We start from the raw sequence: 15,998 nt of genomic DNA on the forward strand, positions 1-15,998 counted from the left end.
TCTTTAATTCAAAAATCCCGGCGAAAAAATCCGAAAATTTTATAAACTTAAAATCACACCATTTTCCTTCAATTGCTGCATGGGTTTTGAGAACCAAAACAATTCGAAATCTTCAAAATTCTCCTCAAATTGATTCTTAAGTTGTTGAATTGTAGGTTTTTTTGAGTTTTCAATAGCATTCTCTTCTAATACATTCATCAGCCAATCAGCCTTCTCCTGTTCGAGTTCAACCTTAATAATATTGGTTTTTAAGTGGAATGTAAGAAGCGTATACGTACCAGAATATTTCTTTTTATTTTTTATGCGATTCTCAGCGATTACGTTCTTGGTTAAAAAGACAACTTTTGAATTTCCTTTCAGACTGAATTGTCCATCTTCCAAAAGGCAGTCGTGAATATAATCCGGATGGATAGTTGTTCTTGGAATTTTAAAATCGAACCACTCCTGAAGTGGAAGTTCAAAATTAACCCCGTGCATATAATTGAACAAAGATTTTTTTAATCCGAAGCTGAACTTGTTATGATCAATTCCGGTTCTGTCTTTAAAATCAATATCATTATTGGCAAACAGGATTTCCTGCTTAACGGGAACTACTCCAAAATCATCGGGGCTCATTCCAACAGGCGAGTGTGCGGTCATGGCAAATTGATGCCAAAAACCACTTTGAAGAACTCCCATCTCAAACATCTGGCGAACCATTTCAAGAGAATCAACTGTTTCCTGAACGGTTTGTGTAGGGTAGCCGTACATCAGATAAGCATGAACCATAATTCCGGCTTCTGTAAAATTTCTGGTTACATTGGCCACCTGTTCCACGGAAACTCCTTTATCAATTAGCTTTAATAATCGGTCGCTGGCCACTTCCAATCCTCCGGAGACTGCAACACATCCGGAAAGCTTCAGCAGATAGCAAAGATCCCGTGTGAAACTTTTTTCAAAGCGGATATTCGTCCACCAGGTAACTACCAGATTTCTTCGGAGAATTTCCAGAGCAACTTCTCTCATCAGGGCAGGCGGGGCAGCTTCATCTACAAAATGGAATCCTGTTTCACCGGTTGTTCTGATGAGTTCTTCAATTCTGTCTACCAGAATTTTGGCAGAGATAGGTTCATATATTTTAATATAATCGAGAGAAATATCACAAAAAGTACATTTTCCCCAATAGCAGCCGTGTGCCATGGTAAGCTTATTCCATCTTCCGTCACTCCATAAACTGTGCATTGGATTGGCAATTTCGATAACAGAAATATATTGATCCAGTTTTAAATCCGTATAATCAGGAGTCCCGATCTCAGCTTGTTTATAATCGTGTCTTTTGGAATTATTTTTATAAACAACTTCTTTATTTTCAATTAAAAACGTACGTTTAAATTCTGCTTCTCCTTCAGTGATTTTTACACTTTGACAAAGAAGCTCGATAGGAAGTTCACCATCATCTAAAGTAATAAAATCAAAGAATTCAAAAACTCTGGGATCTTTTACTTCTCTGAGTTCGGTATTGGGAAATCCTCCTCCCATTGCAATTTTTATGTTTGGAAAATTTCTTTTTATGAACTGGGCGCATTTAAATCCGGAATATAAATTGCCGGGAAAAGGTATTGAAAAGCAAACCAGTTTCGGTTGTACCATTTCAATTTTTTCACGAAGAATTTTTAAAGTGAATTCATCAATAAATGTTTCCTCACCGGAGAGTTTTGTATATAACTCATCAAAAGAATTTGCACTTTTACCAAGGCGTTCCGCATATCTGCTAAAGCCAAAATCAGGATCGATATTTTCAACAATATAATCAGATAAGTCCTCTAAATAGAGAGTTGCCAAATGTTTGGCTTTATCCTGCAATCCCATATTTCCGAAAGCGAATTCCATATCATCCAATTGGTTGAAACGGGAAGCTTCCGGAAGAAAGTTCATGCTGCAGATCTGTCTTGCCAGCGTAGGTGTTTTTCCTTGCAAAAAAGGAATAACCTGATCAATGGTTTTTAAATATTCTTCTCTTAATGCATAAATTCTCTGGGAATTTTCAGAGGTTTGCTGGAGGTCAATTTCTTTATTGAAAACCTTATTAACTCCATCTTTTGAAAATAATTCCAAAATAACATCAATCCCCAAATCTATCTGATAGCTGGAAATATTTTTGGTATTTAAAAATCCTTTAATATAAGCTGTTGCAGGATAAGGAGTATTAAGCTGGGTAAAAGGCGGAGTAATAAGAAGCAGGTCTTTCAACAGAAATTTTTTGCAAAGTTATTCTAAAGTTTTTTTAGAAAAAAATTTTTTCTCCTGATTAAAGTATAAAAGAGAGTCTCTACTAAAATAAGTTTGCTGGTTTATTAAATAAAGTATCCGGAGTATTATCGTTGATAAAGTTTAAAAAAGCATCTTCGTCAAAATAGCCATCCTGATCGAGGATGGAAGAGTTCAATAGTCCTATTTCACTTGGCTTTTCCAGAGTGATATTCTCAATAAACTTTCCTGTTTTTCCTATAATTTCATTATGAAAACTGATCAGATATCTGGAGTAAATATTTCCCTCAGCAACGGTATAATGCCCATTCTCTGCAATAAGTGAAGTCATAATACTTCCTCCGATATAGGTTTCATTATCATTTCCGGATGCCCCAAATAATACTTTAGACGAAACCATACCTGAGCAGTAAAGGGAACCATTAACAATAATATTTTCAGCAAAAATACTTCCTGTAATGATAAGAATAATATAATCTTCAACAAAAAGATTGCCGGATAGATGGATATCTTCTTCAATGAGAATGATTTTATATCCTTCACCCTCCTCAGTAAATATCTCAAGAGAAGTATTGTTTTTATTTTCTATAAGAACAATTTCAGGAGCACTGTCCTCATTATTAATGTGTAGAGAAGCTTCTTTTATTTTTTCTGCTGTTTCATCATCCAGCATTTCAAGAAATTCAGCAAGACTTTCTTCATCTAAAGAACTCTCATTGAAGAAATTATTTTCCAGAGCTTCATGGGTGATAGTATATAGTTTTTCAGATTTTTCTTTGATTCTTTTATATAATTGATCTTTTGTAAGTGTTTGTAATTGTTTCATTGGTGTTATAATAATTGCTTGTGTTGGTAATGATGGGAAATACCGTCAATAGGCACATGCAATATAGGCAGATAAATTTTCTTATGCCATAAAGCCGGATTTATTTTGAGTGGTTTTTCCTGTTAAAACATCAATTAAGGATATTGCGTGTCTATAAAGTAAACATAATCAATTGGGTATGAAAATGACAGAGATAATTAAAAAATTATTAAAAATATTTAAACGACTACTGACCGAACTTTTTCATTTCAAATTTTGGAGTAAGTCTCTTTATGTATCTGCCTGTCATGTTTCTATATATGGCTTTTCTTCCTACGGTCGCCAATGACGTTCAGAATAACGCCTAAAAGAATCAGGGTAATTCCTATCATTAGATTAGTAGTAAATTTTTCATGAAACATCAAGACACTTACCATCACTGCAACTACAGGTTCAAGCGCTCCGAGAATGGCAACGGGTGTGGAACCAATATGTTTAATAGCGTATACGAGACATAAACTTGAGATCACTGTGGTAAGAAAAGCAAAAACAAGGAAATTCAAAAAGATAGCTGTTGAAGGGATTGAAAATGATTCATGTCCAATAATGGATTTTGTCATAAAATACATAGAGGTAAAAAACATGGAGAAAAAAGTAAGCTTGAATCCCGATACCTTAAGATTTGATTTATTGACGATTACCATGTAGAGTGCATAAAAGAGAGCACTGAACATCACGATTCCCAATCCTGTAAAATTGATTTCCAGTCCGCTTCCTTTCAGGCATAAAACAATAACTCCGGCGAAGGCGAGGATTAATGAAAATACAGACAGCCGGGTAAGTCTTTCCTTGTAAAAGAAAAACATAATCAGCGCTACAATGACGGGATAAATAAACAAGACCGTAGAGGCAATTCCTGGGGTTAAAAAATCATAACCCAGAAACAAAAACTCTGAAGAAAGGGCATAGCATATTCCCAGAATCGCCAATATAAGTGCTTCCTTCTTATTGATCTTGAAATTTTGTCTGGAATAAATCAGGTAGCCTCCAACCATAATAGCCGAAAAGAAAAATCTGTAAAAGAGGGTGATGTTCATTGAAAAATGAGCCTGCTTGATAGGCAGAATAAAAATCGGAATCAACCCATATGAAACAGCCGACAAAATGCCCAATATATATCCTCTGAGTTTCATTTGTTTTTATATAGTTTTTAATAGTTTTTGAATAAAAAAACCACTGAATGAATCAGTGGTTTTTTTTATTTTTTCAAGATTAAATCGGTTTAAAACTTAATCCCTGTTCCTGCAGTAATTTTTGTTCCTGCTCTTTATAGTAACCACTTACCAGTTTATCATGAATAGCTTCAAAAGCTGCCAGAGTCTCATTGATCTCTGAATCTGTATGCGAAGCGGTAGGAATTAATCTTAAAAGAATCATTCCCTTAGGAATTACAGGATATACAACAACCGAAGTAAAGATCCCGTAAATTTCTCTCAGGTCTTTTACCAATAGAGTTGCTTCTACCGGAGTTCCCTCCATCATTACAGGAGTTACACAAGTGTTGGTATCACCAATATTGAATCCTCTTTCTCTAAGTCCGTTTTGTAGTTTGTCTACATTTTCCCAAAGCTTAGCTTTGATTTCCGGTCTTGATCTCAAAAGTTCAAGCCTTTTTAATCCTCCGATTACCATCGGCATCGTAAGTGATTTTGCAAAGATCTGTGATCTCAGATTGAATTTAAGATATCTGATGATTTCTTTGTCACCCGCAAGGAATGCTCCAAAACCAGCCATTGATTTAGCAAAAGTAGAGAAATATACGTCAATCTGATCTGTACAGTCTTGCTCTTCACCAACACCGGCACCTGTTTTACCAAGTGTTCCGAATCCGTGTGCATCATCTACTAAAAGTCTGAACTGATATTTTGATTTAAGATCACAAATTTCTTTGATCTTTCCCTGCTGGCCTCTCATTCCGAAAACCCCTTCAGTAATCACAAGGATACCGCCTCCTGTTTCTTCAGCTACTTTAGTGGCTCTCTGAAGATTTTTTTCAAGACTTTCCATATCATTGTGTCTGTAAGTAAATCTTTTCCCGGAGTGAAGTCTTACCCCATCCACGATGCAGGCATGAGAGTCTACATCATAAACGATTACATCATTTCTGCTTACCAGAGCATCAATGGTAGAAACCATCCCCTGGTAACCGAAGTTCAATAAATATGCTGATTCTTTTTGTACGAAGTCTGCCAGTTCTCTTTCCAGCTGAAGATGCTGATCTGTTTCTCCGGACATTGCTCTTGCTCCCATTGGATAGAACATTCCGTATTCTGCAGCCGCTTTTGCATCAGCTTCTATTACTTCAGGATGATTACACAATCCTAAATAGTCATTGGCACTCCAGAAAATTACTTCTCTACCCTGAAACTGCATTCTAGGGCCGATAGGTCCCTCTAATCTTGGGAAAATAAAATAGCCTTCACCATAATCTGCAAATTGTCCAAGTGGTCCTGGATTTTCTTTTATTCTTTCAAAAATATCCAACATTATATCGTAATTTTTAAGTAAAAAAGCCTTTCTTGTACAACACGCAAAAGGCTTTTTTATATCGTGATTTTATTTGTTTTTATTTGATAAATTCTGTTTTGAAAACTTCGTCGTAGTTATGAACACAATTGTTGACAAAACCTTGTTCGGCCATCCATTTATCACTGTATACTTTAGTGATGTATCGTGAACCGTGGTCCGGATAAATTAAAACAATCACATCATTTTCAGTCAGGTGATGAGACTGTGCATATTGTATTAATCCCTGGGTTACGGCACCTGTAGTATAACCACCCATAATGGCTTCTTTCAAAGCGATCTCACGGGTTCTGTAAGCAGACATTTCGTCATTTACCCTTACAAATTCATCTACTTTATCAAAAAGAAGAGCCGCAGGAATAAGGTTTTTACCCATTCCTTCAATCTGGTAAGGATGTACATCTTCTTTGTGAATTTCTCCTGTTTCGTGATAGCTTTTTAATATTGATCCATCTGCATCCACCCCGATAATCTTGATATCCGGATTTTTCTCTTTCAAAAACTTTGCTGAACCCGATAGCGTACCTCCTGTTCCGGTGCAGGCAAAAAGGTGAGTGATCTTACCCTCCGTCTGTTCCCAGATCTCAGGACCGGTAGTCTGATAATGCGCATCAATATTCAGTTCATTAAAATATTGATTGATATAAATGGAATTGGGCGTTTCCGCAGCGATTCTCTTAGCTACTTCATAATATGATCTTGAATCATCTGCCGGTACATTAGCCGGGCAAATATATACAGTAGCACCTAGTGCTTTCAGATAAGCGATTTTTTCAGGTTTAGTCTTGTCGCTTACCGCAAGAATACATTTATATCCCTTAATGATGCATACCATTGCAATAGAAAACCCGGTATTTCCGGAAGTAGTTTCTACAACTACAGAGTCTTCTTTTAACAGGCCTTTTTTCTCTGCATTTTCTATAATATGAAGTGCGATTCGGTCTTTGGTGGAATGTCCAGGATTATATGATTCTAACTTGGCATAAACGGTTGCTGGAATATCTTTTGTGACAGTATTTAGCTTCACCATAGGAGTATTTCCTATCAGGCCAAGGATATTATCGTAAACATTACTCATTATTTGTTATTTTCAATAAAAATCTGACTGCAAAAATACAAAAAAATAAATAATTACTAAACTTTTGTTTGATTTCTAGGGCCTAGTTTTATAAAAAAAAATTTCGTATTTATAGTTTCAGCAGGAGTATAATCGCAAATACTACGCCAAATTTTTTAAATTTTGTTAAAACCCGCATAAAATAATATAAAAGCCTTATTTTCGCATAATTGATTTAATACTATGAAAAATTGGACTTTTAGGCAATGGAACACCGTTTCAGGATGGGTGATTTTCGTCATTGCGTTTTTCACGTACTTGTCCACCATAGAACCCAATTTCAGTTTCTGGGATTGTGGCGAGTACATTTCTTCTGCAGTAAAACTTGAAGTAACGCATGCTCCCGGAGCTGCTTTATTCCAGATAGTGGGTGCCGTGGCAGCCATTTTTGCATTAGGGAAAGGCGAAAATTATTCCATCGTTATCAACGCGATGTCTGCATTGTTCAGTGCGCTGACTATTTTATTTTTGTTCTGGACGATCACACACTTTGTGAGAAGACTTTTAAACAAAGATTTTGAAGAAATTACAAAACATCAGGAGATCTCTATTTTATTTGCTGGAGCCATTGGAGCACTTTGCTTTACATTCTCAGATACTTTCTGGTTTTCAGCTGTAGAAGGGGAGGTTTATTCTATGGCTTCCATGTTTATTGCGCTTTTGGTCTGGTTGATCACCAAATGGGAAAATGAGTACAAAGCGGCAGACAGTGAAAGATGGATCATTCTTATTTTCTTTGTTTTAGGGCTTTCTGTAGGGGTGCACATGATGTGTATGCTGGCGATTCCTGCAGTATGTCTGGTATACTATGCAAGAAATTATAAGTTTACCTGGAAAAACTTTATCTGGGCAAACCTTATCACATTGGGAATTCTGATTATTGTTTTCAAAATTATTTTCCCTTTAATTATGACGATGTTCGGAAGACTAGAGATTTTCTTTGTGAATGGACTTGGGCTTCCTTTCCACTCCGGAACAATCGTTGCATTTATTTTAATGGTGGCTATCTGCTATTTCTTAATTAAGTATGCGAGAAAAGCGAAAAGAAATATCTATCAAACAGCTGCTTTATCAGTAGTTTTTATGATGATTGGTTTCTCTTGCTGGATGGTTATTCCAATCAGAGCAAATGCTAATCCGCCAATGAACCTTAATGATCCGGATACAGCAATTGGTATGCTGGATTATTACAACAGAGAGCAGTACGGAGACTGGCCAACCATTTATGGTCAGAATTATACAGCTTTCCTTGATGCAAATGGAATTGAGAAAAATGAGGACGGAAGTTTTAAAACACAAAAAACTGGTGAAATCTACGAAAAAGATGAGAAAACCGGAACTTACAGAAAAACCGGAGATCGTTTCAATTATGTATTCAATAAGTCTCAGGTAAGCTTAATGCCAAGAATGTTTAATGAAGATAAGGATGTAATGGCGAACTATATTTCAATGTATGGAGCTCCTGATTTTACATTCAACTATGCTAATGAAGATGTGGCAGACAACCCTCAGGCTAAGCAGATATTTGATGAGCTGAGAACAAAATATGAAGACAAATCTATTACTGCAGCAGATTATTTAAAGGTAAAACCTTATAACCTGATTAATGTTCAGAAGCCTTCATTCCTTCAGAATATGGATTACTTTATTTCTTTCCAAAACGGATATTACTTCGTAAGATACCTGATGTGGAACTTTGTAGGAAGACAGAATGACCTTGAAGGAAATATGGAAAGTACAAAAGGAAACTGGATTTCAGGAATCTCTTTTGTAGATAATTTTATTGTAGGAAACCAGGATAAGATGCCTGCTAAGTTTAAAAATGAAAGTACGGTTAAGTTCTTCTTCCTTCCATTAATTTTAGGTTTGATCGGATTCTTCTTCCAATTGAACAGAGATTTCGGAAGATTCTATGCATTGTTATCTTTATTTATCTTAACAAGTGTCGGAATTATTTTCTATACAGGGGTGAAACCTTTTGAGCCGAGAGAGAGAGATTATGCTATGGTAGGTTCATTCTACGCATTTGCGATCTGGATCGGTATGGGAGCAGGAGCTATTTTATGGTTCTTACAATCTAAGATAAAATCAAACGGAGCTAATATTGCTCTAGGAGTGGTTTTATTGGGAGTACCTTTTATGATGGGCTTCCAGAATTACAATGTTCATGACAGAAGTAACAGATATACTGCTTATGATTATGCTTATTCAGTACTGAAATCATTACCGAAAAACGACATCCTTTTCGTATATGGAGATAATGACACTTATCCGGTTTGGGCGATCCAGGAAACAGAGCAGTTCAGAGATGATGTGAAGGTAGTTAACTTTACACTTGCCTCAACGCCATGGAACCTTGACCAGGTAAAAAGAAGAACGTACAACGCGATGGGAATCCCTAGTCAGTTGACACACGAAGATTACAGAGATGGTGTAAATGACCAGATCTATATGATGAAGAAGGAAGATTGGGAAGGGGTTTTCTCTATGTTGAAAGAACAGGGAGCTCCTGAAACAGAATTCCAGTCTTTCAGAAAGTATCTTACACAGGATTCTTTAACATTGAAGCAGGCTATTGAATTTATTAAATTCAAGTCTCCGGAAAAAGACGAATTGTTAAAAATGTACTTCGGAGAAGAGAAATATGAAAAGTATAACATCCTTCCGGTAAACAAATTCATCCTTCCAGTTAATAAGGAGAATGCTTTAAAAGCAGGAATCATTAATAAAGAAGACCTTCCAAATGTAGCCAATCAGATTATGATTACTTACAAAGGAAACACGCTTTATAAAAACAACCTGATTCTGATGGATCTACTTGCGAACTTCGACTGGAAGCGTCCAATCAACTTCTCTTCAGGAGGAATTTATGACAGCGAAAATATTTTCTACCTTAATGATTATCTTCAGTTCGATGGGTTCAGCTACAGATTAATCCCAATCCAAACTCCTCCGACAGCAGATGGTGATATGGGAAGAGTAGATGCCAATTCTCTTTATAATGTAGTGAAAAACTTCAGATGGGGGAACTTCAAGAACTTAAATGCTCACTTTGATGAAACGGCTACTTCCAACATTATCAGCTACAGAATGTCAGCAAGCAGAGCTGCAGCAGCATTAGCATTAAGCGGACAGAAAGCAAAAGCCATAGAAGTACTGGATCTTGCAGCAAAAGAAATTCCTGCTGAAAAATACAACGATCCACGTTCATTAAGTTCAATCGTTTCAGGATATATTATTGCAGGCCAGGAACAGAAAGGTCTTCAATTGGCTGAAGTGCTTAAGAAAGGAATTTTTGAAGAATATGACTATTATTTAAGTCTCTCCAAAGCAGATCAGAGCTATCTTAGAAGACAGATCAGAACAAAACCTATGGAATATTCTCTTGTTGTTTCTGCTGTTACAGATGCGTATATGAAGATCGGACAGAAAGAAAAAGCATATGCTTATCTGGTAAAATCCATAGAGCCAATTGATAAAAAGTTCAATGCTTTTGTTAAAGATCTTCAGCAGATGGGTAAAGAAAAAGCCATGAAGGAATCTGAAGATGTTCAGAAGATCACACCATTCTATCAGTATTTATTTGATGTCATGGAACCTTTTGATTCAACGTATTCAAAAGAAAAAGAAAATCAGATTACTTCTGCCATCATCAAAGCAACACAATAAAATATTTTAAAACGGGACTTCGGTCCCGTTTTTTTATTATTGGGAATCCTGAATTTTAAGGTTATATTTGTGAAACTAAAAATACAGAATGGCTGAAACAAATAATAGCAGGTTCCCGATCTATGCCGTAATTGCTACAGTTGCTTTTAAACTTCTTTTTTTATTAACACATTATATTCAGGAAGATGCTTTTATTACCTGGAGAGTAGCCCAGAACCTTCTGGACTATGGCGTGATCGGCTTTAACGGAGATACTAAGATTTCAGCATCCACTACACACCTGTATGTTTTTGTATCTTATATTTTCAATCTGATTTTCGGAAAGGAAAACTTTATTGAACCTCTTTTGATTTTCAATTCAATATTATTTACGATAGGAACATTATTTCTGTCTCATCTCGTTCTTAAAAATCCATGGCATAAAGCTATTTTTATATTTTTGATCGGTATTCTGCCGCCTGCGATTAAAATTTCAATTCTGGGAATGGAATACGGACTCCTGTTTTTCCTGGAAATGTCTTTGCTGTATTATGGCTTTTATAAAGGAAAAAAATGGGTATTGGCGTTTCTCCCAGCTTTAATTATGTTTACAAGAATTGATACCGTCATATTTCTGGGAATTGTTTTTCTTGTAGATACATTCTGGAACAAAAAGATCAGATGGAGTTATGTTTTTGGTGGAATTCTGGGCGTATTATCAACACTGGCTTTCAACTGGTTTTACTTTGGGGAAGTTGTCAATAATACCATTACAGCAAAGAAGCTGCTTTATGAAGAAAACTTTACTTTTCAGCAGCATATTAATTATTTTTTTGCAAGCTTTGGAAATTTCTGGGGAATGCTGAAGGTGCCCGGAAATTTCAACCCGCTCACTATTGTTGTTCTTATCTTTGAATTGCTTTGTTTTATTTATCTGATCAGACAAAGGGAAAAGAGAAATTATTTCTTATGGATGATCTTTATTTTTGGCTGGACGAAACAGCTGATCTTTATTTCTCAGAAAAGTCTCTTTGATTGGTACTACTGGGTTCCGCAATTACTGCTTTTCGTTCCGGTACTTATTTTTGTATTAGAACAGAAGGAGAGAAGGAACTTATGGCTGTCTCTGCTTACTGTGTTTTATATCCTTCCGATGCTGGCTTTTCAGACTGTTCATGCTATTGCTACAGGAAATGGAGAATGGAACTACCGCAGAACAATTGGGCTATTTTTAAACCAGTACGAAAAAGATAAAAACCAGTGGATTTTATTAGAGCCAGCAGGTTATGTTCCTTATTTTTCACATTTGAAAACAATAGATGAGGTAGGTCTTGTGGATAAACAAATTCAGGAAGAGATCAAAAAAGATAAACGTAATTACTGGATCAATACGGTAAAAACAAGAAAGCCGAAGTATCTTCTTTCCTATAAAAATCTATATGAGGGCAATGATGCCAATTCTATGTATTATCAAACTCATTACAAGCTTTTGAAGGAGTTCCGGGTAAAAGATCATTTGAACAGCGATAATAAGATTCTTGAGAAAATTTATCATCTGAAACCCTCAGGAACAGACTATAATTTGTACATCAGAATGGATTAAAATACCGAGCCCAAAACAACAATCTTTAACCATCATTTAAAACTAATACCTAACAATGAAATATTGTGCTTTTCTCCGCGGTGTAAACGTAAAAGGAACCAACATGAAAATGGCTGAGGTCTGCAAGGTCTTTGAAGAAGCGGGAATGAAAGAAGTAAGTTCAGTACTGGCTTCTGGAAATATTGTGTTTTCTTCGGATAAACATGCAGATGATCTAAAAAAAATATTGGAAAAAGCGATGTCAGAGCATTTTTCATATGATGCATTTTTATTTATAAAATCTCAGGAAGAAACAGAAGCATTCTGGAACAGCATTCCTTTCGAAAAAAATGAAAATCTCCATATTTATGCTTTTGTAGGGATGCCTGGAGTAGAAAAGGTTTTAATGGAAGAATTTCAGAAAGCTGCTCAGGCTGAACATGAAAAAGCGGAAATTATTCATCATTTATTTTACTGGCAGGTTCCGAAGGGAAATACCTTGGATTCCACATTTGGAAAGGTGCTGGGAAAAAAAAGTCTGAAAGATCAGTTTACCAGCAGGAATGTGAATACGTTTGAGAAAGTTTTGAAAAAGATGGGGTAAATTTCCCCTCGCAGATTGTGCTGATCACGCAGATAAAAATATCCGCAACCTTTGTCATTCCACCAGGAATCTATATGCAGATTTTAACCTATCCTGTTTAGATTCTTTCAGAATGGCAAAATTAGTCTTGAAGAATAAGAGGAAATCATACTATCCAACGCCCTTCATAATGTTAGTCAATAAAATATCCACCATCGGAGTATAGGCATGATCATCCTTCAATCTTAAACTGCACTCTGGCCTCAAATAATTTCCATTTCTGAAACTTTCTCAGTATTTTTACTGAACTTTTTAATTATAACAAAATGATTCAGTATTTAGATAATATTCAGCACAAAGACTCAAAGAACTTTTTCCTTATTGCAGGACCTTGTATTATTGAAGGAGAAGATATGGCATTAAGAATTGCTGAAAAAGTAATCAACATTACAGACAAGTATAATATTCCCTATATCTTTAAAGGAAGTTTCAAAAAGGCAAACAGAAGCCGTGTAGATTCTTTTACAACAATCGGAGAAGAAAAATCTCTTGAAATCCTTAAAAAAGTAGGAGAGACATTTAATATTCCAACCACTACAGATATTCACGAAAATGAGCATGCAGCTTTGGCTGCACAGTATGTAGATGTTTTACAGATTCCTGCTTTTCTTGTTCGCCAGACCGATTTATTGGTGGCTGCCGCAAAAACAGGAAAATGTGTTACCTTAAAAAAAGGACAATTCCTTTCTCCTGAAGCAATGAAGTTTGCGGTTCAGAAAGTGACAGACTCTGATAACCAGAAAGTAGCCATTATTGAAAGAGGTAATTCTTTCGGATATACAGATTTGATCGTAGATTACAGAGGAATTCCTACCATGAGAGAATATGCTCCCGTTATTTTGGATGTTACCCATTCATTACAGCAGCCTAACCAAAGCTCAGGAGTAACAGGAGGAAGACCGGATCTTATTGAAACCGTTGCCAAAGCCGGAATTGCGGTAGGAGCAGATGGAATCTTCATAGAAACACATCCTACGCCGGAAACTGCATTATCTGATGGTGCCAATATGCTTAGACTTGATTTATTAGAAGATTTATTGCAAAAGTTAACAAGAATTAGAGAATCAATTTTGTAATTGTTAAAAAAACATTAATTTTAGAAATTCTAAAACATTTCTTTTGAAAAAACTAGTTTTACCGTTAAGCCTTATGGTCCCTGTACTGATTTTCTCCCAACACAGGAAAAAAGATACAGCGACCACTAAAGTGACCGATATAGAGGAAGTTGTATTCCAGAAAAAAGCAGTAGGAAAAACAACCGACCTTACCAATGTAAGAATTTCAGCAAAAGAAGCGAAAGCAGTAGCTTCTATCAATGGAGGAATTGAAGGGCTGCTCAAAACCCTGCCTTCCGTAAACTCCAATACCGAACTGTCTTCCCAATATATGGTGCGCGGTGGAAACTATGATGAAAACCTTATCTATATTAATGATATTGAGATATACAGACCTTTCCTGATCAGAAACTCACAACAGGAAGGGATGAGTATCATAAATCCGGATATGGTTTCTGCAGTGAATTTCTCTGCAGGAGGATTTGAAGCCAAATATGGTGATAAAATGTCTTCTGCTTTAAATATCTATTACAGAGAGCCGGAAAAATTTGAAGTTTCGGGAGAGGCAAGTTTAATAGGAGGAAGGCTTACCACAGGTCTTGCTTCAAAAAATAAAAAATTTACAGCCTTATTTTCCGGAAGATACCGAAATACCAATCTTGTTCTTAACACGTTAAAGGAAGATACAGATTTTAACCCAACATATTGGGATTTTCAGTCTTACCTTAATTACCATGTTAATGATAAGTTTTCCATGTCATTCATAGGATACTACTCCAAGAATGATTACGAAATGATCCCTAGACAAAAGAGTGTGACTTTCGGAAGCCTTCAGCAGCCTATTACTGTAAATATAGGATATGGAGGTAAAGAAAACGATCAGTATAAAAATATGATGGGTACTTTCTCCATGAATTATAAGCCAGCCGATAAATGGAAGCTTACATTGGACGCTTTTGCCTATCAGAACAGAGAAAAAGAATATTATACGATACAGTCGTCTTACGAACTGCAAACCTTTGATCCGAAAACGCAGCAGCCTGTTACTTCCTTTGATCTGGGAGGGCAGATTGAACATGCAAGAAATGATCTGTTTGTAAGAACTTACGGAACACAGTTCAGAGCAAAATTTTCTCCTAATGTAAATACCGACATTGAAGTTGGATTTAAATATGAGAAAGAGAACCTTAAAGATCTTACTAACGAATGGAAACTTGTAGACTCCGCAGGATACAGCCTTCCAAGACCGGAAGTGATAGATCCGAGAACCGGAAATACAGGTGATCTAAAGTTGAAGTATTATATTGCCGGGCAAAATAATATTGAACCTTCAAGATTATCAGCATATGCACAATATTCACAGAAGTTTTACTGGGGAGCCAGCAAAGTTTTTGTAAATGCGGGGGTAAGAGTAGCCAACTGGAGTTTTAATAAAGAAACCATATTCTCTCCAAGAGCGCAGTTTGCGATAAAACCGGATTGGGATACTGATATGTTATTCAAGCTTTCGGCGGGAGTTTATTATCAGGCGCCTTTCTATAAAGAAATTAAAGATCTGGATGGGAATTTCAATTCCAATATCAAATCACAGCGCTCTATTCAGGTAATTCTTGCTAACGATTATGAGTTTCAGATGTATGACAGACCGTTTAAGCTTACAACGGAACTATACTATAAGAAAATGGATAACCTGATTCCATATTATATGGATAATGTGAGAATCCGTTATTCCGGGCAGAATAACTCCAAAGGGTATGCATATGGAATTGACACAAGATTATTCGGGGAATTTGTTCCGGGAGTAGATTCCTGGTTATCTGCGAGCTACGCGAGAGTATATGAAAATATTGACGGAAAAGGAGATATCCCTAGACCTACGGATCAGAGATTCAGATTTGCGATGTTCTATCAGGATTATATGCCAAGTTTCCCTTCTATGCGTGTTAATCTTACTTTAGTGTATGCCATGGGATTACCAACCGGAGCACCTGTGATGTTTAACGATAACGGGCAGCCTGATTTTACATCAGCATATAATTATCAGCAAAAACTTCCATCTTATAAAAGAGTAGATATCGGATTAACAAAAGTATTTATAGATCCGAAAGATAAAAATAAGAGATACGGATTCTGGGGGAATTTCCAGGAATTAACATTAGGAGTTCAGGTTTTCAACGCATTTAATATCAATAATACTGTAGCCAACCAATGGATCACAGATTATAATTCTAATTATATGTATCCGGTTCCGGTACGTCTTACAGGACGTTTCTTTAATGTAAAACTGGAATTCAGATTGTAGAAGTAGAAGTTTC

10 protein-coding genes are annotated in these 15,998 nt (G+C 36.1%); 5 read left to right on the plus strand and 5 right to left on the minus strand.

All coding sequences use genetic code 11. The features are described from left to right. Positions 1–39: 39 nt before the first annotated feature. From F3J23_RS06410 to F3J23_RS06430, 5 genes are all read right to left on the minus strand, one after another. A complete protein-coding gene (locus F3J23_RS06410; RefSeq protein ID WP_167025842.1) occupies positions 40–2,229 on the minus strand; it encodes a B12-binding domain-containing radical SAM protein in 2,190 nt (729 codons plus the stop codon). 82 nt (positions 2,230–2,311) lie between these two features. Continuing rightward, positions 2,312–3,073 (minus strand): hypothetical protein, encoded by a 762-nt coding sequence (locus F3J23_RS06415; RefSeq protein WP_167025846.1) that lies wholly within the window; start codon positions 3,071–3,073, stop codon positions 2,312–2,314. A gap of 293 nt (positions 3,074–3,366) precedes the next feature. Then, the gene (locus F3J23_RS06420; protein WP_167025851.1) at positions 3,367–4,245 is read right to left on the minus strand and encodes a DMT family transporter; all 879 of its coding nucleotides are present in this window, start codon (positions 4,243–4,245) and stop codon (positions 3,367–3,369) included. A 79-nt stretch (positions 4,246–4,324) separates the two neighbouring features. Next, a complete protein-coding gene (locus tag F3J23_RS06425; RefSeq protein WP_185156437.1) occupies positions 4,325–5,596 on the minus strand; it encodes an aminotransferase class I/II-fold pyridoxal phosphate-dependent enzyme in 1,272 nt (423 codons plus the stop codon). An 82-nt stretch (positions 5,597–5,678) separates the two neighbouring features. Next, positions 5,679–6,716 carry a PLP-dependent cysteine synthase family protein gene (locus F3J23_RS06430; protein ID WP_167025857.1) on the minus strand — a complete coding sequence of 346 codons (1,038 nt, stop codon included), beginning with the start codon at positions 6,714–6,716 and terminating at the stop codon, positions 5,679–5,681. Between the two features lie 222 nt (positions 6,717–6,938). On the opposite strand from F3J23_RS06430, the gene F3J23_RS06435 reads away from it, so the two are divergent. The 5 genes from F3J23_RS06435 (at position 6,939) to F3J23_RS06455 (ending at position 15,985) form a co-directional block, all read left to right on the plus strand. Beyond that, positions 6,939–10,424, plus strand: coding sequence for a DUF2723 domain-containing protein (locus F3J23_RS06435; RefSeq protein ID WP_167025860.1), 3,486 nt, complete (start codon positions 6,939–6,941; stop codon positions 10,422–10,424). Between the two features lie 88 nt (positions 10,425–10,512). Beyond that, positions 10,513–12,006, plus strand: a complete 1,494-nt coding sequence (locus tag F3J23_RS06440; protein ID WP_167025863.1) for a hypothetical protein — start codon at positions 10,513–10,515, stop codon at positions 12,004–12,006. 55 nt (positions 12,007–12,061) lie between these two features. Then, positions 12,062–12,589: a DUF1697 domain-containing protein gene (locus F3J23_RS06445; protein ID WP_167025866.1), complete on the plus strand. Its 528-nt coding sequence runs from the start codon at positions 12,062–12,064 to the stop codon at positions 12,587–12,589. 305 nt (positions 12,590–12,894) lie between these two features. Continuing rightward, on the plus strand, positions 12,895–13,704 hold the full coding sequence (kdsA, locus tag F3J23_RS06450; protein ID WP_047095820.1) for a 3-deoxy-8-phosphooctulonate synthase: 810 nt from the start codon (positions 12,895–12,897) through the stop codon (positions 13,702–13,704). Between the two features lie 43 nt (positions 13,705–13,747). Beyond that, positions 13,748–15,985 carry a TonB-dependent receptor plug domain-containing protein gene (locus F3J23_RS06455; RefSeq protein ID WP_167025869.1) on the plus strand — a complete coding sequence of 746 codons (2,238 nt, stop codon included), beginning with the start codon at positions 13,748–13,750 and terminating at the stop codon, positions 15,983–15,985. Positions 15,986–15,998 lie beyond the last annotated feature (13 nt).

It is taken from the genome of Chryseobacterium sp. Tr-659 (assembly GCF_011752975.1).
Lineage (GTDB): Bacteria > Bacteroidota > Bacteroidia > Flavobacteriales > Weeksellaceae > Chryseobacterium.

Excerpts from the sequence above, each read along its gene's own strand:
- F3J23_RS06420 (WP_167025851.1), bottom strand. The coding sequence starts at position 4,245 with ATGAAACTCAGAGGATATATATTGGGCATTTTGTCGGCTGTTTCATAT.
- F3J23_RS06415 (WP_167025846.1), bottom strand. The coding sequence starts at position 3,073 with ATGAAACAATTACAAACACTTACAAAAGATCAATTATATAAAAGAATC.
- F3J23_RS06445 (WP_167025866.1), top strand. The coding sequence starts at position 12,062 with ATGAAATATTGTGCTTTTCTCCGCGGTGTAAACGTAAAAGGAACCAAC.
- F3J23_RS06430 (WP_167025857.1), bottom strand. The coding sequence starts at position 6,716 with ATGAGTAATGTTTACGATAATATCCTTGGCCTGATAGGAAATACTCCT.
- F3J23_RS06440 (WP_167025863.1), top strand. The coding sequence starts at position 10,513 with ATGGCTGAAACAAATAATAGCAGGTTCCCGATCTATGCCGTAATTGCT.
- F3J23_RS06435 (WP_167025860.1), top strand. The coding sequence starts at position 6,939 with ATGAAAAATTGGACTTTTAGGCAATGGAACACCGTTTCAGGATGGGTG.
- kdsA (WP_047095820.1), top strand. The coding sequence starts at position 12,895 with ATGATTCAGTATTTAGATAATATTCAGCACAAAGACTCAAAGAACTTT.